Source organism: Streptomyces sp. NPDC017529 (assembly GCF_044329785.1).
Lineage (GTDB): Bacteria > Actinomycetota > Actinomycetes > Streptomycetales > Streptomycetaceae > Streptomyces.
Genome location: NZ_JBIRJY010000001.1, coordinates 394464 through 414894, shown reverse-complemented (window position 1 = coordinate 414894; position 20431 = coordinate 394464). Strand labels below are relative to the sequence as shown.

Below are 20431 nucleotides of genomic sequence, written 5' to 3'. Positions count from 1 at the left end.
TGTTCCCTCCGGGATACCGACCGCTTAGTATGCCGAGGGTCGCGGGGTCCGGCATCCCGCGCTCCCCGCGTACCCGAGGTCTGTGGAGGCACCAGTGAAGGCATGGCGCGTACACGAGAACGGCGAGCCTCGCGAGGTGATGCGGCTGGAAGAAGTGCCGGACCCGCAGCCGGGAGCGGGGCAACTGCTGCTGCGCGTCCGTGCCGCGAACGTCAACTTTCCCGACGCGTTGCTGTGCCGCGGCGAGTACCAGGTACGGCCGCCGTTCCCCTTCACGCCGGGCGTGGAGATCTGCGGCGAGGTGCTCGCCGCCGGCGAAGGCGCGACTGCCGGAGTGGGTGCCCGGGTGCTGGCCCAGCCGCCGTTGCCAGGCGGTGGCTTCGCCGACCTGGTGGTGGTGGACGCGGCGGCGGTCCGTCCCGCACCGGAGGCCCTGGACGACGCGGAGGCCGCCGCGCTGCACATCGGCTACCAGACCGGCTGGTTCGGCCTGCACCGGCGGGCCCGGCTGCAACCCGGCGAAACGCTGCTCGTGCACGCCGCGGCGGGCGGCGTCGGCAGCGCCGCCGTCCAGCTCGGCAAGGCCGCAGGCGCGCACGTCATCGGTGTGGCCGGCGGCCCCGAGAAGGCGGCCGTCGCCCGCGGACTGGGCTGCGACCTGGTGCTGGACCGGCGCACCGACGACCTCGCCGCCGCCGTGAAGGAGGCCACCGGCGGCCGGGGCGCGGACGTCGTCTACGACCCGGTGGGCGGCGACGCGTACGCCAAGTCCGTCAAGTGCGTCGCCTTCGAGGGTCGCATCGTGGTCGTCGGCTTCGCCAGCGGTGCCGTACCGGCTCCGGGCCTCAACCACGCGCTCGTGAAGAACTACTCGATCCTCGGCCTGCACTGGGGTCTGTACGGCACCAAGGACCCGGCCGCGGTCGACGCCTGTCACGAAGAGCTGGCCAAGCTGGCGGCGCAGGGTGTCATCAAGCCGCTGATCGGTGGCCGCGTACCGCTGTCCGGCGCGGCGGAGGCGGTGCAGCGGGTCTTCGACGGCACTACGACCGGCCGCCTCGTCGTCGTCCCCGGCCTGGAGGACGCGTGATGACGGAGACGACGACGGCCGGGAGCCTCGACGCGGACGAGCTGCGACGCCGTACCGCCGACTTGCTTGCGGCCCATCCGCCGGCCCGTACCGCCAGGCTCGACTTCCTGCGGGCCCGCTTCGACGCGGGGCTGGCCTGGGTCCACTTCCCCCGGGGCCTGGGCGGGCTCGACGCCCCGCGCGCGCTCCAGGCGGTCGTGGACGCCGAGTTGGAGGCGGCGGGCGCGCCGGACAACGACCCGCGCCGAATCGGCATCGGCCTCGGCATGGCCGCCCCCACCATCCTCCGCTTCGGCACGGACGAGCAGAAGAAACGCTTCCTGCGGCCGCTGTGGACCGGCGAAGAGGTGTGGTGCCAGCTGTTCAGCGAGCCCGGCGCCGGTTCCGACCTCGCCGCGCTCGCCACCCGTGCCGTACGGGACGGGGACCACTGGGTGGTGGACGGCCAGAAGGTCTGGACGTCCGGCGCCCACCAGGCCCGCTGGGCGATCCTCATCGCCCGTACGGACCCGGAGCTGCCCAAGCACCGCGGCATCACCTACTTCGTGTGCGACATGACCGACCCCGGCGTGGACGTGCGCCCGCTGCGGCAGATCACCGGCGAGGCCGAGTTCAACGAGGTCTTCCTGACCGGCGTACGGATTCCCGACGCGCACCGCCTCGGCGAGGTGGGGGAGGGCTGGAAGGTCGCCCAGACCACGCTGATGAACGAACGGGTGGCCATCGGCGGCCTCCGCATGCCGCGCGAGGGCGGCATGATCGGTGTCGCGGCCCGGGCCTGGCGCGCCCGTCCCACGTCGCGCACCCACGACCTCCACCAGCGGCTGCTGCGCCTGTGGGTGGACGCGGAGGTCGCCCGCCTGACGGGGGAGCGGCTGCGGCAGCAGCTCGCCAAGGGCCAGCCGGGGCCCGAGGGCAGCGGCCTGAAGCTGGCGTTCGCGCGGCTGGCGCAGCAGATCAGCGGCTGGGAGGTGGAGTTCCTGGCCGAGGACGGGCTGGCGTACGACGACTGGACGCTGCGCCGCCCCGAAGGCGTGGACTTCACCGGCCGCCAGGCCGGCTACCGCTACCTGCGCGCCAAGGGCAACTCGATCGAGGGCGGCACTTCCGAAGTGCTGCTGAACATCGTCGCCGAACGCGTCCTGGGCCTGCCGCCCGAGCCGCGGACCGACAAGGACGCCGCGTGGAAGGACCTCCCCCGATGACCGCTCAGAGCGGGGCCCCGGCCCTCGCGGACCCCGACCTCCTCTACTCGGAGCCGGAGGACGACCTGCGGGCCGCCGTCCGCTCGCTGCTCGCCGGCCGCGGCGGCCCGGCGGCCGTCCTCGCGGACCTTGAAACCGGCCGCGCGTACGACACCGGGCTGTGGCGCTCGCTGGCCGCCGGCATGGGCACGGCCGGGCTGCTCGTCCCGGAGAAGCTCGGCGGGCAGGGCGCGAGCGCCCGTGAGGCCGCCGTGGTCCTGGAGGAGCTGGGCCGTACGGTGGCCCCGGTGCCGTACCTGACCAGCGCCGTCCTGGCCGTGAGCGCGCTGCTCGGCTGCGACACCGACCGGCGGGAGGTGGCCGGACCGCTCGCCGCGCTGGCCGGCGGGGGGACCGTCGGCGTCCTCGTCCTGCCCCTGCCGGCGGCTCCGGGCACGGTGCCGGAACCGTCCGTACGGGCCGCTGCCGACGGCGTGCTCACCGGCACGGTGACCGGCGTCGCCGACGCCGCGGCCGCCGGCGTCCTGCTCGTACCGGCCCGGGGACCGGACGGATACGCGCTGTACGCCGTGGACGCGGCGGCGGACGGGGTGCGGACCGAGCCCGGCACGCCGCTCGACCTGACCCGTACGCCGAGCCGCGTCACCCTCGACGGGGCCGCGGGACGGCTGCTGGCCGGGCCGGAGCTGGCTCCCGCCGCGGTGTCCGGGGCGCTGCTCGCCGGCGCCGGGCTGCTCGCCTCCGAACAGCTCGGCATCGCCGAATGGTGCCTGGCCGAAACGGTCCGGTACACCGCCGAGCGGACCCAGTTCGGCCGTCCCGTCGGCTCGTTCCAGGCCCTCAAGCACCGCATGGCGGCACTCTGGCTGGACGTCGCCTCGGCCCGCGCGGCGGCCCGCAACGCCGCCGACGCGCTGGCCACCGGCAGCCCGGACGCGCCGGTGGCCGTCGCGGTCGCGCAGTCCTTCTGCGCGCCCGTCGCGGTCCGCGCGGCCGAGGAGTGCATCCAGCTGCACGGCGGCATCGGCATGACCTGGGAGCACCCGGCGCACCTGTTCCTCAAGCGGGCCAAGGCCGACGAGATCGCTTTGGGAACGCCGGGGCGCCACCGCGAGACCCTCGCGGGACTGGTGGGCATTCCGGCTCCGTAGCCGGGCGGCGGACGGGCCGGGGAGGGCGCCGCCGGGCTACCCGACGAGGCTCAGGGGCCCGCTGACGTCGCTCTCCCCGCCGTCCTGCGTAGCGACCTCCACCGTGTAGGACGTGCCCGGCGGCACGGTGGGGAGCGTGGCGAGGGCCTCTCCGGCCTTCTTGCTGCCCGCCTTCGGTGCGACCAGCGACAGCCGGTCGTGGCTCCCGGACGGCGTACGGGCGCTCAGCCAGACGTCCACCTCCTTCCCGGTCGTGTTCGACCACTGGACCAGGAGGCTGCCCGCCACCTTGGCGCTCGCGCCCGCGGCCGGTGTCGTGACCTTGACGGCCGGGTCGGCGGCGGAGGGGGCGGCGGCCGGTCCGACCGCGAGGGCTCCCGCGGCGACGGTGGTGGCGGCTCCGACAGCTATGCCCTTGGCTTTCGCCGTGCGCATCATGAGCTCCGTTCGTCGGGGGGCGGTCGGGCGGAGCCTGCCCGCGCGGCGAGATCATCACCGGTTCCGGCGTCACGGCCACCGCACCGGCGGCCCCCGGGCGGCCGGACCGCCGCGGCTGCGCGACACTGTGCCCGCACCGTGGTGCCGTACCCCGGGCTTGCCCGTTACGCAAGCGTTATGTCTAAAAAGTGTGGTTCGGGTAGCGTCGTACTCATGAAGATCGCAGCCCGTCGCCCCACGGCCTCCGGCCCGGCGCTCCTCCTGTCGGCCGCCCTCCTGGCGGTCCTCACCGCCGTGGCCCCCGGCGCGCGGGCCGCCGGCGGGCTCGACGAGGCGGCGGAGGCCCTGAAGAAGGGCCCGGTGTACGTGGACCCGCGGGCTTCCGGCGAGCTGTCGGCGGCCGACGCGGACGCCCTCGCCAAGAAGATCAAGGACGCCGGGAAGCCGGTCTTCGTCGCGGTGCTGCCCAAGGCCGCCGAGTACCGGCCGGACAGCCTCCTGCGCGATCTGCGGACCAAGACCGGCGTCAGCGGCGTCTACGCCGTCGAGCTGGGCGACCGGTTCAACGCCGCCGCCGACGGGCGGGTGATGTCGCGCAACTCCGTACGCAACCTGGTCGGCGCGGTCCAGCGCTCCGGCTACGGCACCACCAAGGAGCGCCTGGACAGCTTCGTGGACACCGCGACCCGGCAGGCGTCCGGCCACGAGCCGGCCTCCTGGGGCGGCGACGGCGGCGGTGTGAGCACCGGCGCGCTCGTCGGCCTGGGCGCGCTGGTGGTGGTCGGCGGAGGTGGCGCCTTCGCGCTGCACCGCCGCAGCAAGAAGAAGCGCGCCGAGGAGGAGCGGGCCGCGCTGGAGCAGTTGCGCGTCGTGGTGGACGAGGACATCACCGCCTTCGGCGAGGAGCTGGACCGGCTCGACTTCAACCCCGGCGAGCCCGGCGCCGACGACGCGATGCGCACCGACTACACCCACGCGCTGGACGCGTACGAGAACGCCAAGGCGGCGATGGACCGCGCCGAGCGCCCCGGCGACGTCGAGCAGGTGACCAGGGCCCTGGAGGACGGCCGGTTCGCGCTGGCCTCCCTGGCCGCGCGGCGCGAGGGCAAGCCGCTGCCCGAACGCCGGGTGCCGTGCTTCTTCGACCCGCGGCACGGCCCGTCCGTCGCCGACGCGGAGTGGGCGCCGAACGGCGCGGCGCCGCGTACGGTCCCGGTGTGCGCCGCCGACCGGACGCGCCTGGAGGAGGGCCTGGAGCCGATGGCCCGCACGGTGCAGACCGAGTACGGGCAGCGGCCCTACTGGGACGCGGGGCCGGCCTACGGCCCCTGGGCGGGCGGCTACTTCGGCGGCGGCATGCTGCCGGGCCTCCTCGTGGGCACCATGCTGGGCAGCGTCCTGATGGGCCCGTCCGCCTACGCCTCCGACTTCGGCGGCGGCCCGTCGGGAGCCGAGGGCGGCGACACCTCCGGCGCGGACTTCAACCCCGACGACTTCTCCGGCGGCTTCGGTGGCGGCGGGGACTTCGGCGGCGGTTTCGGTGGCGGCGACGGCGGGGGCTTCGGCGGCGGCGACTGGTGAGGCCGCCGGCTACCGGCTGACCGCCGCGTCCCGCACCCGCTTGGCACCCAGGAAGCGCGCGTAGCGCGCCCGGCCGGCGAAGTCCGCGTAGGACCACACGGCGGGCTGTCCGGCCTCCCTGCACAGGTGCAGCACCTGGTCGGGCGCCAGGTGTACGCCGACGTGGGCGCCGTACCCCGCGGGCTGACCCGGCACCTCCCCGGCGTCGAAGAGCACCAGGTCCAGCGGGCCCGGCGGCTCGGCCCGCACGGTCGCCGCCGTGTCCGCCCACAGCTCGGCGGACCGCAGCGGCGGCACCTCGCGCCCGAAGTGGCGCAGTACGGCGTAGGCGTAGAGCTGGCAGTTGGCGCCCTCCGTCACGTCGTACGGATGGCGGCCCGGCAGCGGGGACGCGCCGGGGTGCCGGGCGCCGGCGTAGGGCACGTCCCGCAGTGCGGCGGGCAGGCGCGAGAGCGGGTCGGAGGGCATCCGCCCATGATGCCGGTGCCGCCGGGAGGGGGTGGCGAAGGTTCCGTTTCTTACATGCTGTTTAATTGCCTGCGCTTTGCAACAACGGACGATCTGCAGCAGGGGAGTGGGCATGACGGCCCGGTCGATACGGTCAGCGGCCGCCGCGGCGCTGGCGGCAACGGTGGCGCTCACGGCGGCGGCCTGCTCGACGCCCACCGGCGGCAAGGGCGGCGCGGCCGGCGCCAAGGACTCCGCCGTGGTCGGCATCGCCTACGAGCCGGAGAGCCTCAGCCCGCTGCTGGGCTACGGCAAGGACGGCAACTCCAAGATCTTCGACGGGCTGCTCACCCACGACGCGGACATGAAGCTCAAGCCCGCGCTGGCCGCGAAGCTGCCCGAGGTCTCCGAGGACGGCACGACCTACACGTACACCCTGCGCGACGGCGTGACGTTCAGCGACGGCAAGCCCTTCACCGCCGACGACGTGGTCTTCACCTACGAGACCATCCTCGACGAGAAGACCAACAACGCCTCCAAGGCCGAGCTGGACGCCCTGGAGAAGGTCGAGAAGAAGGACGCGCGCACCGTCGTCTTCCACCTCAAGTACCCCTACGCGCCGTTCGCCGAGCGCACCGTCCTGCCGATCGCGCCGAAGCACATCGCGGGCAACCAGGACGTCAACACCGGCTCGTTCACCACCAAGCCGATCGGCACCGGGCCGTACGTCCTCACCAACTGGTCCAAGGGCGAGAAGCTCACCTTCAAGGCCAACCCGCACTACTGGGGCGGCGCCCCCAAGGTGAAGAACTTCACCATGGCGATCATCAAGGACGACGACGTGCGCGCCACCCGGCTGCGCTCCGGCGACCTCGACGGCGCCATCCTGCCGCCCAACCTCGCCGCCACCTTCACATCCGACAAGGACAAGAAGACCCTGACGGCCAAGACCTTCGACTACCGCAACGTCACCCTCCCCACCGCCAACGAGGTCACCGGCGACAAGGCCGTACGGCAGGCCCTGGACATCGCGGTGGACCGCAAGGCCATGGTCGACGGCATCCTCGACGGCGCCGGCAAGCCCGCCTACGGGCCCGTGCCGACCGACAGCCCCTGGTTCGCCAAGGGCACCGAGCGCACCCACGACCTGAAGAAGGCCGAGCAAATCCTCGACGACGCGGGCTGGGAGAAGGGCGAGGGCGGCATCCGTGCCAAGGACGGCCGGCCGGCCTCCTTCAAGCTCTGGTACCTCGCCGGGGACAAGCTCCGCCAGGAGCACGCGCTCGCCTTCGCCTCCGACGCCAAGAAGGCCGGCATCGAGGTCAAGGTGGAGTCCGGCCCCTGGGAGGCCATCCAGCCGAACATGAAGACCGACGCGGTGCTCGCCGGCGGCGGCAGCCCCGCCGACCCGGACTTCGACCAGTACCTGCTGCTGCACTCCTCGCTCGCCGGCGACGGCTTCAACAACATGTCGCGCTACGACAACCCCAAGGTCGACAAGGCGCTGGTGGACGCCCGCCGCACCGACGACAAGGCCGCGCGCAAGGCCGGCTACGACACCATCCAGCGCGAACTCGCCGACGACCCGGCGTACATCTTCCTCACCCACATCGACCACCTGTACGTGGTCAAGGACCAGTGGAAGGACCTCACCACCCAGGTCGAGCCGCACGACCACGGCCTGGCCTCCGGCCCGTGGTGGAACGTAGAGGACTGGCAGCCCGCCAAGTGAGCCGCCTCGCACAGCTGCCCTGGGGGCCGATGGCGCGGATGACGGGACGGCGCGCGCTGCTCGCCGTCCCGGTCCTCCTCGCCGTCACCCTCGGCGTGTTCGCCGTCGCCGCCGCCGCGCCCTTCGACCCCGTCAAGGCGTACGCGGGCACGGCCGGGCTCACCGCCTCCCAGGAGAACCTGGACCAGATCCGGCACAACCTCGGCGTCGACCAGCCGCTGCTCGGCCGCTGGTGGCACTGGCTGACCGGCGCGCTCACCGGCGACCTCGGCGACTCCGCGACGCTGCGCGCCCCCGTCTCCCAGGTCATCGGCGAACGCATCGGCTGGTCGGTGCTGCTGTGCGCGCTGGCGTTCGTGATCGCCGTCCTCCTGGGCACGCTGCTGGGCGTACTGGCGGCCCGGCGGCGCGGCTCGATGCTCGACCGCGCCGTCACCTCCGCCGCCTACACGCTGGAGGCCGCCCCGCCGTTCTGGCTCGGGCTGCTGGCCGTCTGGCTGTTCGCGCTCAAGCTGGGCGTGCTGCCGGCCGGCGGGCTGACCGACACGGCCAGCGAGGTCGCCACGGCCGGGCAGGTGGCGAGCCACGTCGTCCTCCCGGCACTGGTCCTCGCCGTCTCCCAGCTCCCGTGGTTCGTCCTCTACGTACGGCAGGGCGTCGGCGACGCATTGGAGGAGGACCCGGTGCGCGGCGCGCGGGCCCGCGGCCTGAGCGAGCGCACCGTCCTGCTCCGGCACGCCCTGCGCTCGGGGCTGCTGCCGGTCCTCACGCTGATCGGCTCGCGCGTACCGGAACTGATCACCGGCGCCCTGCTGGTGGAGACCGTCTTCAGCTGGCCCGGCATCGCGGCGGCCACCGTCGAGGCGGCGACCAGCGTGGACTTCCCGCTGCTGGCGGCGCTGACGGTGCTCGCCACCGCCGCCGTACTGCTCGGCAACCTGCTCTCCGACCTGTTGTACGGACTCGCCGACCCGAGGGTGGGCTTCGATGGCTGACACGCTCAAGACACCCCCCGCGACGGCCGGCACCCCCGCCGCCACCGCCTGGCACCGGCGCTCCGCGCGCCGGGACGGCCGCGGTACCCGCACCTTGCGCGTCCGCACCTCCGCCGTCCTGGTGGCGGCCGTCGTCCTCGCCGTCGTCGTGGTGCCCCTCCTGGTCCCCCTCGACCGGCAGGCCGTCGACCTCGCCGCCAAGCTCCACGCACCCTCCGCCGCCCACCCCTTCGGCACCGACGAGGTGGGCCGCGACCTGCTGCTCCGGTGTGTCTACGGGCTGCGCGTCTCGCTGCTCGTCGGCGTGGTCGCGGCGCTCGCCGCCACCGTCATCGGCACCGCGGTCGGCGCACTGGCCGGGGCGCTCGGCGGTTGGGCCGACCGCGGCGTGATGCGCGTCGTCGACCTGTTCTCCTCCGTGCCCCACCTGCTGCTCGGGATCTTCATCGTGGCGATGTTCCGCCCCGGCGTCTGGCCCGTGATCATCTCGGTGGCGCTGACCCACTGGCTCTCGACGGCCCGCATCGTACGCGCCGAGATCCTCTCCCTCCGCTCCCGCCCGTACGTCGACGCGGCCGTCTCCGGCGGCGCCTCACGCCTGCGGGTCGCCGTCCGCCACCTGCTGCCCGGCGTGCTGCCGCAGGCCGGGCTCGCCGCCGTCCTGATGGTGCCGCACGCCATCTGGCACGAGTCCGCGCTGTCCTTCCTGGGCCTCGGGCTGCCCGCCCACGAGGCGAGCCTCGGCAACATGGTCAACAGCGCCCGCAGCTCGCTGCTCGCGGGCGACTGGTGGCCGACCCTCTTCCCCGGCCTGTTCATCATCGTCCCGACGCTCGCCATCGCGGGCCTGGCCGGCGCCTGGCGCGAACGCATCAACCCGCGCCGCCGATCGGAGCTGATGCTGTGAACCCGCCCGCCACGCCGTCCGCGCCCGCCGCGCCTCCCGTCCTGTCCGTGCGCGGGCTGTCCGTACGCTTCCGGATGCGCGGCGGGCGGCACGTCGCCGCCGTCACCGACGCCTCCTTCGACCTCGCGCCCGGCCAGTGCCTGGCGCTCGTCGGCGAGAGCGGCTGCGGCAAGTCCGTCCTGGCCTCCGCGCTGCTCGGCCTGCTCCCCGGCAACGCCGAGACCGCCGGCACCGCGCACCTGGACGGCGTCGAACTGCTCACCGCCTCCGAACGTGAGCTGTCCCGCTCGGTACGCGGCCGCCGCATCGGCCTGGTGCCGCAGAGCCCCGCCGCGCACCTGACGCCCGTACGCACCGTACGGGCGCAGCTCGAAGAGACCGTCCGGGAGCTGACCGGCACGCCCAAGCACGCCCTGCGGGCCGCCGCCGAGCAGGCCGCGGCGCGGGCCGCCTTCCCCGCCGACCACCTCGACCGGCACCCGCACGAACTCTCCGGCGGCCTCGCACAGCGCGCCGCCACCGCCCTCGCACTGGTCGGCGACGCCCCGCTGCTCCTCGCCGACGAGCCGACGACCGGCCTGGACCGCGACCTGGTGGACCGCACGGTCGACGAACTGCGCCGCCACATCGACGCCCCCGGGGACGGCGAAGGCGCCGGGCGGGCCCTCCTCATGATCACTCACGACCTGGCGGCGGCCGAGCGGATCGCCGACCGGGTGGCCGTCATGTACGCCGGCCGGATCGTCGAACTCGCCGGGGCACCGGACTTCTTCGGCGCCCCCGGCCCCCGCCACCCCTACGCCCGCGGCCTGCTCGACGCCCTCCCGGACCGCGCCTTCACCCCGATCCCGGGCATGCCGCCCGAACTGGGCGCCCTCCCGCCGGGCTGCGCCTTCGCCGCCCGCTGCGACCGCGGCACGGACGTCTGCGCGACCGCTGTGCCCGCACTTACCGGCGGCACCGCCTGCCACCACCCGCCGGCAGCGCCGGCGGCCGCCGCACACGGGGAGGCAGCCGGTGCTTGAACTCCACTCGATCACCGCGGGGTACGACCGCAGCCGGCCCGTCGTACGCGACGTGACGCTGCGCATCGCGGCCGGCGAGTCCGTGGGCCTGCTCGGCCCCAGCGGCTGCGGCAAGTCGACGCTGGCCCGGGTGGCCGCGCTGCTGCACCGCCCGGACGCCGGCACCGTCGTCCTCGACGGCCACCCCGTCGGCGGCTACCGCCACCGGGCCACGCGCGCCCAGCGCACCGCGTACGGCGTGGTCTTCCAGCAGCCGCGGCTGTCCGCCGATCCCCGGCTCCGCCTCGCCGACCTGATCGCCGAACCCCTGCGGGCCACCGGTCGCCGCACCGAGATCCCCGGCCGCCTCGCCGAACTGGCCCCCGCCGTCGGCCTGGGCACCGACCTCCTGGCCCGCCGCCCGCACGAGGTCAGCGACGGCCAGCTGCAACGCGCCTGCCTGGCCCGCGCCCTGGTACTCCGCCCCCGCTGGCTGATCTGCGACGAGATGACCGCCATGCTCGACGCCTCCACGACGGCGGCCCTGGTGGCGGTCGTGGAGGAGTACCGGCGCTCGTCGGGAGCGGGACTGCTGGCGGTCGGACACGACCGCTTGCTGCTGGAACGGTGGTGCGACCGGACGGTGCGGTGGGAGGAGCTCGGCGGCTCGTAGCCTCTTGGCGGGCTACCTGGTGGCGGGGCGTTCTTCGAGGGTGATGTCCACGCCGGGGGCGCTGTGGTGATAGGCCGGGGAGAAGCCGGCGCGGGTGAGGGCCTCTTCCTGGGACGCGACGGTGCGGGCGGCGGCCTGGCGGGCGCCGGAGGAGAGGTGGTTGCAGCTGATGTGCCACACGCGGGGCGTGTGGGCCAGACGCTGTCGCAGAAGGGCCGGACCGGCGGGCAGGTTGTCCAGGGCGCCGAGCGCGGCGGCCGTCCGGGCCGTGCCCAGGTCGGGACGGCCCGTGAACGCCTCCTTGAAGGCGGTGGCGATCAGGCCGCACCGCGCGCCGCTGAAGAGGACGGCGTCGCCGGGGGCGTCGTGGACGCGCAGGGTCCTGATCACGGCGCGGGTGTCCCACTGGCGGCTGTCCTCCTGGCGGATGGCCAGGTGGGACGCGGCGACGGGGACGGACAGCAGGAGCACGAACAGCACCTGCTGGTACGGGGGGACGACGGTGGCGGCCAGCGCGAGCAGCAAGGCCAGGGCCGGCAGGCAGAACAGCAGGTAGCGGTAGGCGAAGAGGGGATGGCCGAGGGAGACGGCCATGAGGAGCAGCGGGGGCACGACGAGCCAGGGCACACCGACCGCGAGGGCCAGGGGCGCGGCCCTGCGGCGGCGCACGGCGAGGAGGGCCAGGGCGGCGAGGGCGGTGCAGGTGAGCAGCAGTTTCAGCGGGGTGGGAAGCGTGCCCTGGCCGGGGGTGAGGAGCCAGGTGAAGTAGTTGAACGGCGTCCCGGCGGTGACCGGTGCGGCTTCGCCCACGGCGGAACTCTGGGTGGCGGCGAGGACCAGCAGCGGGACCACGGCGGCGATACCCGCGGCCAGCGCCGCCAGCAGGCGTACGACGACGCGGCGGCCGGGGCGCCGGAGCGCCACGGTGACCACGTGGGCGGCCACCAGCAGCAGCCCCACCAGGTTGAACCAGCCCAGCAGGGCGGTCAGCACGGCATAGCCGACCAGCCACCGGCCTCGGGCAGGGCCCGACAAGATCTTCACCAGGGCGCCCGTGGCCGGCACCGCCACCGCCATGACGAAGGCGAACGAGCGGGCCTCCTGCGCGTACCGCGACGCGGTCGGCAGAAGGGCGAGCAGCAGCCCCGCGTACAGCCCGGTACGCGGGCCGCCGAGCAGCCGCCCCAGCCACGTCAGACCGCCTGCCGCGACGGCCACCGCCACCGCGGACGGCACCCGCGCCGTGAACTCGTCGAGCCCCCCGTTCGCCTGCCCGACCAGGTACATCAGCACGTAGTGCAGGCCGTGCACCGCGTCGACCCGCCCCAGCAAATCCATCAGCTGCGGCCAGGACCGCCGTGCCACGTCGAGGGTGACGACCTCGTCGGTCCACGCGGAGGGGTCCCAGTTCCCCGATACGCCGAGGACGAGCGCGAGAACCGGCGGCAGCCACCCGGCCACGCGCAGGCACAGGGCACGGACGGCGGACGCGCCGGGCACGGCGGGTAGGGCGGGGCGGGGCGCGGTGGTGGTCACGGTGATGTCTTGGCCGCCGGGAGATGGAGGGTGAAGGTGGTGCCGGGGTGCGGGGGCTCGGTATGAGCGGTGAGGGTGCCGTGGTGGCGGTGGGCGATGTCGCGGGCGATGGCCAGGCCGAGACCGCTGCCGCCGGTGTCGCGGGCACGGGCCTCGTCGAGGCGGGTGAAGCGTTCGAAGACCCGTTCCAGGTCGTGGGGAGCGAGCGGGGTGCCGTCGTTGTGCACGGAGGTGTCCCACCCGTGCCCGCGCGGGGTGATGGTGAGCGTGACCCGGTCGGCGGCGTGCCGGTGGGCGTTGTCGAGGAGGTTGCGCAGGAGCCGGTGGAGCTGGAGCGCGTCACCGCGTGCGGGCGCTTCCTCGGGGGAGGGCCCGAGGACGACCGGGTGGCCGCGGTGGCCGTATTCGTGGGCGAGTTCGTGCGCGATCTCGACCAGGTCGACGACCTCCCGGAGTTCGGATGTGCCGGGCCGGGCGAGGTAGAGGAGGTCGTCGGTGACGCGGCGGAGCCGGTCGGTGGCCTGGAGGGCGTCCTGGACGGCGTCGGTGAGGTGTTCGGGGTGGGCGAGGGCGACTTCGAGCTGGGTGTGCAGGGCCGTGATCGGTGAGCGGAGTTCGTGGGAGGCGTCGGCGACGAAACGGCGTTGCCGTTCGGCGGCCTCTTCGAGGTGGTTCAAGGTGGTGTTCGTGGTCTCGGCCAGAGCGCGGATCCGGTCGCGGGCGGCCGGGACGGGGACCCGCCGGTGCAGGTCGGTGGTGTCGGTGATGTCCGCCACCTGCGCGCGGATGGCCTCGACGGGTTTCAGGGACCGGCGGGTGGTGATCCACGCGGTGGCCGCCACGATCAGGGTGGCGGCGGGGACGCCGGCCTTCAGGGGCGCTTCGAGGGTGGCGACGGCGGCCTCGGCGTCGTCGGGCGGAACCAGGTGGTAGACGGTGCGCCGGCACCTGCCGGGCGCGTCGGCGGGGTCGGTGCAGCGGCGGTCGGGGAGGGTGTAGCGGGCGGCGACGGCGGTGAGGTCCCGGCGCAGCAGGCGTTCGACGCGATGGCGGGCCTGCGTCCGGACGGTCACCGCGGCGGGATCGTCTCCCTGGGGGAGGGCGGATTCGAGCTGCGCGCGCCACTTCTGCGCGAGGCCGCGGGTCCGCTCGGCGCCGAGGGTGACGGTGCGGGTCCAGTCGGGACCGGCGTCGGGCGGGGCGGGCGGCAGGAGCCCGGCCAGGCCGTCCAGGGTGACGGCGATGCCGGAGGCGGGGTGGAGACGGCCGCTGTCGTCGATCTCGGCCTTGGGCCAGAAGCCCTCCTCGAAGACGTGGCTCCGGTCCGTGGTCGCCTCGGTCGCCGCGGTGGTGCGGGCCTGGACCGCGGCGAGGCGAGCGGTCTGCCCAAGCGTCTCGTCGTGGACGTGGCCGCGCAGCCACCACGCTCCTGCCGTGAAGACGACGCAGGCGGCGAGCCCCGCGAGGATCGCGGCCCGGATCTCGGTCGGTATCCACCGCAGCACCCCGGTCCGCTCAGCCACCGGTGCTCCCGGTGGGGGCGAGGCGGTAGCCGTAGCCGCGGACGGTCTCGATCGAGCGGGTCCCGTGCGGGGTGTCGATCTTGCGGCGGAGCGCGGAGACGTACACCTCGACGATCGAGGCGTCGCCGCGGAAGGCCGGGTCCCACACCTCGTCGAGGATCTCGCCCTTGGACAGCACCCGCCCCTCGGCGCGGATCAGCGCGGCGAGCACGCCGAACTGCTTGCCGGTGAGGTGGGCGGCCGTGGCGCCGCGCCCGGCCCGGCGGGTGGCCAGGTCGACCCACAGGTCCCCGTGGCGCAGCACGGGTGAGGTGCCGGTGCGGCCGCCGCGTCGCAGGAGGGCCCGCAGCCGGGAGAGGAGGACGACGTAGGAGAACGGCTTGGTGAGGTAGTCGTCGGCTCCGGTGTCCAGCCCCTCGGCCTCGTCGTGCTCGCCGTCCTTCGCGGTCAGCATCAGCACCGGTGTGGTGACGCCGGCGGCCCGCAGCCGGCCGCACACCCCGTAGCCGTGGAGGCGGGGCAGCATCACGTCCAGAACGATGACGTCGTGGTCCCCGGCCAGTGCGCGCGCCAGGCCGGTGACGCCGTCGGTGGCGACGTCCACGGTGTAGCCCTCGGCGGTCAGGCCGCGGCGGATGGCGGGGCCGACCTGGGGATCGTCCTCGACGAGCAGGATGCGGTGCACGCCTTTAAGCCTGGCACACCTTTCGTCCTCCTTCCTTAAGAAAACTTCAGGCTCCGGGCAGGGCCGGGCGCCGGCGTCGGACTTTCAGGTTTTCTTCGGGTCGGTGTGCGCAGAATGCGGCCGTCCAGCCCGTACGGCGTCATCCCGCGGCGGGAGGGGACAGCTCGAACTCACGATGCGCTTTCAGAGGTTGGACGGCCCATGCACGTGGTCTTTCTCATTCACAATGCCTACGGCATCGGCGGCACGATTCGGGCCACGTACAACCTCGCTTCGGTATTGTCCGAGCAGCATGACGTGGAGATCGTCTCGGTTTTCCGGCACCGCGACGTTCCGGTCATGGACGTGCCGGCGCACGTGCGACTGACCCACCTTGTGGACCTGCGTGCCGCGTCCGCCGATTTCGAGGGCGACGACCCCCGTCATGCGGAGCCCGCCAGGATCTTCCCCCGCGCCGACGGACGGCACAGGCAGTACAGCCGTCTCACGGATGCCCGCATCGGCCGCTTTCTGGCGCGGCTGGAGGCCGACGTGGTCGTCGGTACGAGGCCCGGTCTCAACGCGCACGTCGCCCGCCAGACACGCGCCGCCGGCATTCGCGTGGGGCAGGAGCACCTGACGTTCTCGGGGCACGGTTTCCGGCTGCGGCACGAGATACGCCATCGCTACCGGCTGTTGGACGCCATCACCACGGTGTCCGAGTCCGACGCCCGGTCGTACCGGCGGCTCGATTTCCCGGGAGTGCGGGTGGAAGCGATACCGAACAGTGTGCCCCGGGTTTCCGTCGAGCCTGCCGACGGCAGCGGAAAGGTCATCGTCGCAGCGGGGCGGCTGATCCCGCTCAAGCGGTACGACATTCTGGTCAAGGCGTTCGCCGAAGTGGTCCGCGAGCACCCGGACTGGCAGCTCCGTATTTTCGGCGAAGGCGACACCACGGGCAACGAGAGGGATTCCCTCACCGGCCTGATCGGTGAACTCGGACTGGAACAGCATGCGCATCTCATGGGCAAGGCCGACCCGCTCGAACCGGAATGGGTGAAAGGGTCGATCGCGGCCTCGGCTTCCGACCGCGAGTCGTTCGGCATGACCATCGTCGAGGCGATGCGGTGCGGTCTGCCCGTGGTCTCCACGGACTGCCCCGTCGGACCGCGTGAGATCGTCAGGGACGGCGCCGACGGCTTTCTGGTGCCGGCCGGCCGCGCCGGCGACATGGCCGCGGCGCTGCTTCGGCTCGTGGGCGACGACCGTCTGCGCAGGCGCATGGGCGAGGCGGCTCTGCGCAACTCGGCCCGCTTCGATCCCTCGCTCGTCGCCGAGCGGCACCAGGACCTCTATCAGGACCTGCTCCGGCGCGGCCCCGGACGCCGTTCGCTCGGCTTCCGGCGGAATGCCGGCTTCCATGTACGTACCCGTGCCTTCGATGCGGCGCACGCCGCGCGCTCCACGGCGCGTGCCGTGGTGAGCCAGCTCAGTTCCTGAACCAACCCGGGTGCCGCGGCGGCTCAGGCCGAGCCGTACCGGTCCTTGATGTGCTGCCGCGCGGCCTTGCCCGTGGCGGAGTGGGGGAGAGCCGTCGCGATGACGGCGGAGCGGGGGATCTTGTACGCGGCCAGCCGGCCGGCCAGGGAGGCGAGGACCTCGTCCGCGTCGAGGGCCACGCCCGGCGCCGCCACCAGGACCGCGCGGCCGACCTCGCCCCATTCGGCGTCGGGCACCGGGATCACGGCGCACTCGGCGACGCCCGGGTGGGCCAGCAGCGCGTGTTCGACCTCGGACGGGTAGACGTTCTCGCCGCCCGAGATGATCACCTCTTTGACCCGGTCGACGACGGTCACCCCGCCGTCGGCGGCCAGCCGGGCCACGTCGCCCGTGCGCAGCCAGCCGTCCGCGAACGCGGCCTCGCTCTCCCGCGGCCGGTTCCAGTAGCCGGCCATGACGTTCGGGCCGCGTACGAGGAGTTCGCCGGTCTCCTCGGTGGTGGCGTCGGCGGCGGCCCCGTGGCGCGCCACGCGGACGTCGGTGAAGAGGTGGGGTACGCCGGCGGGCCCGTCGTGCGTCAGCAGGACCCCCGGTGCCGCCTCGGTCAGGCCGTACCCCCTGCGCAGCACGAGCCCCCGGCGCGCGTACGTGCCGACCAGCGCTTCCGGTACCGGGGCCCCGCCGCATACGAGGGTGCGCAGGCAGGACAGGTCGGCCTCGTGCCAGCGCGGGTGGGCGGCGATCCGCCGGAACATCGTGGGGACGCCGAACACGGACGTGACGCGGTGCCGTTCCACGGCTTCGAGCGCCGCGCCCGCGTCGAAGGAGTCCATGAGCACGCAGGTGCCGCCTTTCAGCAGCACCGGCAGGGCCTGCATGCCCAGCGCCGCGGCGTGGTAGAGCGGCGCGGCGATCAGCGCGACCTCATGGGACGTCAGGTCCTCGTCGATCAGGACGTTGACGGCGTTCCATGTGAGGTTGGCATGGGTGAGCACGGCTCCCTTGGGGCGTCCGGTCGTGCCCGAGGTGTAGAGGATCAGGCAGGGGTCGTCCGGGGCCGTCGGCACGTCGGGCGGCTCGGTGGGCGGCGTTTCGTGCGCTGCGGCTTCGTCCGCCGGGGGCGTCGGGGAAATGTCGTCCACGTCGATCGCCGCCAGGTCACCCCAGTCCGCGCCGCCGTGAACGGAGCCGGACCTCAGCAGCACCCGCGCGCCGCAGTCCGTCAGTTGGTGGGTGAGTTCGGCCGGCGTGAGTCGGGTGTTGAGCGGGACGAACACCGCGCCCAGCAGGCCGGTCGCGAACAGGGACGCGACGAAGGCGGGCCGGTTGGGGCCCAGGTAGGCGACCCGGTCGCCCTTGCGTACGCCGTGCAGCCGCAGGGTGCGGGCGACGTGGGTGGTGTGCGCGTGCAGGGCCGCGTAGCTGACCGGTGCTCCGTCGTGGATCAGGGCCGTTCGGTGCGGCGTGCGCCGGGCCCGTCGTGCGGGCCAGGAGCCGATGCCCTCCTGGTGCATGAGTGTGTCCTGTCCGCTGTGGGGGTGAGGGGTCACGCGCCACCCGTGCGGGTGAGTAGCGTAGCGGGGAAATATTACTGATGGTAATTTATTGGTGACGATACGTGCCCGGTGATGTGTGTGGGGAGGCTGCGGTGACCGCTGGTCCGAATACGAAGCTGCTGATGGACGCGCGCGTGCGGCTCAGCCCCGCGGCCGAGCGGATCGACACCCGGGGCGAGCCCCCGATGTGGCGCACGGAGCTGCCCGACGGCTCCTCGGCCTGGGTCGCCACCGGATACGACGCCGCGCGCCGGATCCTGACGGACACCGCCTTCGCCAAGCCGGCCGTGCGGGGCGGCGAGCGCTGGCAGCGCTACCTCGCCTTCACCGGCCCGCAGGTCACCCACAGCATCGTCCGCAGCATGCTCAACGCCGACGGCGACACGCACCGGCGGCTGCGCGAGCTGGGCGCGGTGGCGTTCACGCCGGAGCGGGTGCGGGCGGCCGCCGCCGGTGCGCGCTCGCACGCCGAGGCGCTGCTCGACGAGATCGCCGGGCAGGGCCGGGCCGACCTCGTACGCGACTTCGCCCACCCCTTCGCCGTACAGGCGATCACCGGACTGCTCGGATATCCGCCCGACTTCGCCCGGCGCGCCCTGGAGCTGCGGCGCTGGGCCCCGTCACCGCTGTTCGATCCCCCCGGCTCACCGGCACGCCGGCGGTACGCGGCGGACCGGGAAGCCATGAGCGAGCTGATGCGCGACCTCGTGGCCCACCGGCGGCGCGACCCGGGGCCCGACGCCGTCAGCGAGATGGTCGCGCACGCCGACGCCGCCGGCCTCGACGAGGGGCAGCTGACCTCCACCCTCTTCCTGCTGCTCGTCTCCGCCTACGAGCCCGTCAGCGACTTCGTCACGTCGAGCCTGTACGCGCTCTGGCAGCGCCCCGGTCTGCTCGCCGACCCCGACCGCGTCGCCGCCGGCCTCGACGAACTGCTGCGCTACACCTCGCCGCTGGCGGCCACCATGCCGCGCTTCGCCATCCGCCCGGCCGAGGTGTACGGCACGCGGCTCGAACCGGGGGACGCGGCGATCGTGCACATCGCCCTGGCCAACCGCGACCCGAACCGCTTCGCCGACCCCAACCGGCTCGACCTCGCCCGGCAGGCCGGCCAGGACCTCGTCTTCGCCCACGGCCCCCACTTCTGCCTCGGCACCCAGTTCGCCGTGCAGCTGTGCCGTACCGCCCTCGGCGCCGTCCTGCGCCGCCTGCCGGGGCTCGCGGCGGCCCAGCCGCTCGACACGCTGCCCTGGCAGCGCGGCTCGACCGGCGGCATCACCCATCTGCACGTCACCGCGGGGCTGTCCGCGCTGCCCGTCACCTTTCAGCCCCGGCACGCGGTGGTGTCCTGATGGCCCGCGTCACCGGCCTCTCGGTCCTCACCGCGTACGGCCGCGGCCCCGAGGCGCTGTGGAAGGGACTGGCCTCCACGACCCCGGCCACCACCCCGGTCGCCCGTTTCGACACCTCCCGCTACCGCGCCCACCACGCCGCGACGCTCCCCGGCACCCCCGACCTGTACGCGGAACTGGCCCACCTCGTCAGCGAGTCCTGCGACCAGGCCGGCCTGTCGGCCGACGACCGGGCCGCCACCCCGCTCGTCCTCGCCCTCCACGCGGGACCGGACACGGCCGCGCTGGCCGCCGAACTGGCGGGCTCCTGCGGCCTGCGCGAGGCGCTCACCGTGCACACCGCCGCCTGCGCCGCCTCGAACACCGCCATCACCGAAGCGGCCCACCTCATCGGGACCGGCGCCGAGCCGCGGGCCGTCGTCGCCGGCGGCAGCTTCGTCGACGCGAGCATGTTCGCCGCCTTCGACAGCGCCGGCATCCTCGCCCCGGACGGCGTCTGCCGGCCGTTCAGCGCCGGGCGCGACGGACCGGTGCTGGGCGACGGAGCCGCCGCCGTGGTCCTCGAACGGACCGGCACCGCGCGGCCGTGGGCCGACGTCCTGGGGTGGGGCAACGCCGCCGAGGCCCACCACGTCTGCCGCCCCCACCCCGAGGGGCGGGGACCCGCCGGGGCGATCGCCAAGGCGCTGCGGCGGGCCGGCGTCGAGCCCGGCCGGATCGGCTACGTCAACGCCCACGCGACCGCCACCCCCGCCTTCGACGCGGGTGAGGCCGCCGGCATCGTGCGCGCCCTCGACCCGCACGGCGTGCGCGTCCCGGTCAGCTCCACCAAAGCCCTGCACGGGCACTGCCTGGAAGCCTCGGGCCTGGTCGAGCTGGCCGTCTGCGCCCTCGCCTTCCAACAGCAGGAACTGCCCGTCAACGCCAACCACCTCGCTCCCGACGAGGACTGCCCCCTCGACCTCGTGCTCGACACCGGCCGCTGCCCGCGCTCCGGTTACGCCCTCAGCCTCAACAGCGGCTTCGGCGGCGTCTGTACGGCCCTCCTCCTGGCGGCGCCGTGAACCCGACCACCCC

The 20431-nt window shown here is 74.1% G+C and carries 18 protein-coding genes; 12 read left to right on the top strand and 6 right to left on the bottom strand.

Going from position 1 to position 20431, the window contains the following annotated elements; translation table 11 throughout:
• The first annotated feature begins 94 nt into the window (after window positions 1-94).
• From ACH4K4_RS01425 to ACH4K4_RS01415, 3 genes are read left to right on the top strand one after another with little or no spacing between them, the layout of a single operon-like run.
• Window positions 95-1090, top strand: coding sequence for an NADPH:quinone oxidoreductase family protein (locus tag ACH4K4_RS01425; protein WP_398163940.1), 996 nt, complete (start codon window positions 95-97; stop codon window positions 1088-1090).
• Window positions 1090-2295 carry an acyl-CoA dehydrogenase family protein gene (locus tag ACH4K4_RS01420; protein ID WP_398163938.1) on the top strand — a complete coding sequence of 402 codons (1206 nt, stop codon included), beginning with the start codon at window positions 1090-1092 and terminating at the stop codon, window positions 2293-2295. Before ACH4K4_RS01425 ends, ACH4K4_RS01420 begins: the two co-directional genes overlap by 1 nt.
• Window positions 2292-3446 (top strand): acyl-CoA dehydrogenase family protein, encoded by a 1155-nt coding sequence (locus ACH4K4_RS01415; protein ID WP_398163937.1) that lies wholly within the window; start codon window positions 2292-2294, stop codon window positions 3444-3446. Before ACH4K4_RS01420 ends, ACH4K4_RS01415 begins: the two co-directional genes overlap by 4 nt.
• A 36-nt stretch (window positions 3447-3482) precedes the next feature.
• Here ACH4K4_RS01415 and ACH4K4_RS01410 read toward each other — a convergent pair whose 3' ends face one another.
• Complete coding sequence (locus ACH4K4_RS01410; RefSeq protein WP_398163935.1) at window positions 3483-3881, bottom strand: hypothetical protein; 399 nt, start codon at window positions 3879-3881, stop codon at window positions 3483-3485.
• Between the two features lie 216 nt (window positions 3882-4097).
• Here ACH4K4_RS01410 and ACH4K4_RS01405 point away from each other — a divergent pair, with 216 nt between their 5' ends.
• A complete protein-coding gene (locus ACH4K4_RS01405; RefSeq protein ID WP_398163933.1) occupies window positions 4098-5465 on the top strand; it encodes a hypothetical protein in 1368 nt (455 codons plus the stop codon).
• 9 nt (window positions 5466-5474) lie between these two features.
• Here ACH4K4_RS01405 and ACH4K4_RS01400 read toward each other — a convergent pair whose 3' ends face one another.
• On the bottom strand, window positions 5475-5933 hold the full coding sequence (locus ACH4K4_RS01400; protein WP_398163932.1) for a cell wall hydrolase: 459 nt from the start codon (window positions 5931-5933) through the stop codon (window positions 5475-5477).
• 112 nt (window positions 5934-6045) lie between these two features.
• On the opposite strand from ACH4K4_RS01400, the gene ACH4K4_RS01395 reads away from it, so the two are divergent.
• The 5 genes from ACH4K4_RS01395 (at window position 6046) to ACH4K4_RS01375 (ending at window position 11223) form a co-directional block, all read left to right on the top strand.
• Window positions 6046-7644 (top strand): ABC transporter substrate-binding protein, encoded by a 1599-nt coding sequence (locus ACH4K4_RS01395; RefSeq protein WP_398163931.1) that lies wholly within the window; start codon window positions 6046-6048, stop codon window positions 7642-7644.
• 29 nt (window positions 7645-7673) lie between these two features.
• Complete coding sequence (locus ACH4K4_RS01390) at window positions 7674-8639, top strand: ABC transporter permease (RefSeq protein ID WP_398164502.1); 966 nt, start codon at window positions 7674-7676, stop codon at window positions 8637-8639.
• The gene (locus ACH4K4_RS01385) at window positions 8632-9546 is read left to right on the top strand and encodes an ABC transporter permease (protein WP_398163930.1); all 915 of its coding nucleotides are present in this window, start codon (window positions 8632-8634) and stop codon (window positions 9544-9546) included. Before ACH4K4_RS01390 ends, ACH4K4_RS01385 begins: the two co-directional genes overlap by 8 nt.
• Before the next feature lie 74 nt (window positions 9547-9620).
• Complete coding sequence (locus ACH4K4_RS01380) at window positions 9621-10571, top strand: ABC transporter ATP-binding protein (protein ID WP_398164500.1); 951 nt, start codon at window positions 9621-9623, stop codon at window positions 10569-10571.
• Window positions 10564-11223 carry an ABC transporter ATP-binding protein gene (locus tag ACH4K4_RS01375; protein WP_398163929.1) on the top strand — a complete coding sequence of 220 codons (660 nt, stop codon included), beginning with the start codon at window positions 10564-10566 and terminating at the stop codon, window positions 11221-11223. Before ACH4K4_RS01380 ends, ACH4K4_RS01375 begins: the two co-directional genes overlap by 8 nt.
• 12 nt (window positions 11224-11235) lie before the next feature.
• Here the strand turns inward: ACH4K4_RS01375 and ACH4K4_RS01370 are convergent, their stop codons facing one another.
• The 3 genes from ACH4K4_RS01370 to ACH4K4_RS01360 are packed head-to-tail and all read right to left on the bottom strand — an operon-like array spanning window position 11236 to window position 14967.
• Window positions 11236-12759, bottom strand: a complete 1524-nt coding sequence (locus tag ACH4K4_RS01370) for a hypothetical protein (RefSeq protein ID WP_398163928.1) — start codon at window positions 12757-12759, stop codon at window positions 11236-11238.
• Window positions 12756-14282, bottom strand: coding sequence for a sensor histidine kinase (locus ACH4K4_RS01365; RefSeq protein ID WP_398163927.1), 1527 nt, complete (start codon window positions 14280-14282; stop codon window positions 12756-12758). The genes ACH4K4_RS01370 and ACH4K4_RS01365 overlap by 4 nt, the downstream gene beginning before the upstream one ends.
• The gene (locus ACH4K4_RS01360) at window positions 14275-14967 is read right to left on the bottom strand and encodes a response regulator transcription factor (RefSeq protein ID WP_398163926.1); all 693 of its coding nucleotides are present in this window, start codon (window positions 14965-14967) and stop codon (window positions 14275-14277) included. Before ACH4K4_RS01360 ends, ACH4K4_RS01365 begins: the two co-directional genes overlap by 8 nt.
• Before the next feature lie 201 nt (window positions 14968-15168).
• Here ACH4K4_RS01360 and ACH4K4_RS01355 point away from each other — a divergent pair, with 201 nt between their 5' ends.
• Complete coding sequence (locus ACH4K4_RS01355; RefSeq protein ID WP_398163925.1) at window positions 15169-16446, top strand: glycosyltransferase family 4 protein; 1278 nt, start codon at window positions 15169-15171, stop codon at window positions 16444-16446.
• Window positions 16447-16469: 23 nt separating this feature from the next.
• Here the strand turns inward: ACH4K4_RS01355 and ACH4K4_RS01350 are convergent, their stop codons facing one another.
• Window positions 16470-17960, bottom strand: coding sequence for a long-chain fatty acid--CoA ligase (locus ACH4K4_RS01350; protein ID WP_398163924.1), 1491 nt, complete (start codon window positions 17958-17960; stop codon window positions 16470-16472).
• A gap of 134 nt (window positions 17961-18094) precedes the next feature.
• On the opposite strand from ACH4K4_RS01350, the gene ACH4K4_RS01345 reads away from it, so the two are divergent.
• Entirely contained in the window at window positions 18095-19354 is a 1260-nt protein-coding gene (locus ACH4K4_RS01345) for a cytochrome P450 (RefSeq protein ID WP_398163923.1), read from the top strand.
• Complete coding sequence (locus ACH4K4_RS01340; protein ID WP_398163922.1) at window positions 19354-20418, top strand: beta-ketoacyl-[acyl-carrier-protein] synthase family protein; 1065 nt, start codon at window positions 19354-19356, stop codon at window positions 20416-20418. Before ACH4K4_RS01345 ends, ACH4K4_RS01340 begins: the two co-directional genes overlap by 1 nt.
• Window positions 20419-20431 lie beyond the last annotated feature (13 nt).

Bases quoted from the DNA above. Each gene is read 5' to 3' on its own strand.
- ACH4K4_RS01420 (WP_398163938.1), top strand. From the start codon at position 1,090: ATGACGGAGACGACGACGGCCGGGAGCCTCGACGCGGACGAGCTGCGA.
- ACH4K4_RS01350 (WP_398163924.1), bottom strand. From the start codon at position 17,960: ATGCACCAGGAGGGCATCGGCTCCTGGCCCGCACGACGGGCCCGGCGC.
- ACH4K4_RS01380 (WP_398164500.1), top strand. From the start codon at position 9,621: ATGCGCGGCGGGCGGCACGTCGCCGCCGTCACCGACGCCTCCTTCGAC.
- ACH4K4_RS01400 (WP_398163932.1), bottom strand. From the start codon at position 5,933: ATGCCCTCCGACCCGCTCTCGCGCCTGCCCGCCGCACTGCGGGACGTG.
- ACH4K4_RS01340 (WP_398163922.1), top strand. From the start codon at position 19,354: ATGGCCCGCGTCACCGGCCTCTCGGTCCTCACCGCGTACGGCCGCGGC.
- ACH4K4_RS01395 (WP_398163931.1), top strand. From the start codon at position 6,046: ATGACGGCCCGGTCGATACGGTCAGCGGCCGCCGCGGCGCTGGCGGCA.
- ACH4K4_RS01355 (WP_398163925.1), top strand. From the start codon at position 15,169: ATGCACGTGGTCTTTCTCATTCACAATGCCTACGGCATCGGCGGCACG.
- ACH4K4_RS01385 (WP_398163930.1), top strand. From the start codon at position 8,632: ATGGCTGACACGCTCAAGACACCCCCCGCGACGGCCGGCACCCCCGCC.
- ACH4K4_RS01405 (WP_398163933.1), top strand. From the start codon at position 4,098: ATGAAGATCGCAGCCCGTCGCCCCACGGCCTCCGGCCCGGCGCTCCTC.
- ACH4K4_RS01390 (WP_398164502.1), top strand. From the start codon at position 7,674: ATGGCGCGGATGACGGGACGGCGCGCGCTGCTCGCCGTCCCGGTCCTC.
- ACH4K4_RS01410 (WP_398163935.1), bottom strand. From the start codon at position 3,881: ATGCGCACGGCGAAAGCCAAGGGCATAGCTGTCGGAGCCGCCACCACC.
- ACH4K4_RS01415 (WP_398163937.1), top strand. From the start codon at position 2,292: ATGACCGCTCAGAGCGGGGCCCCGGCCCTCGCGGACCCCGACCTCCTC.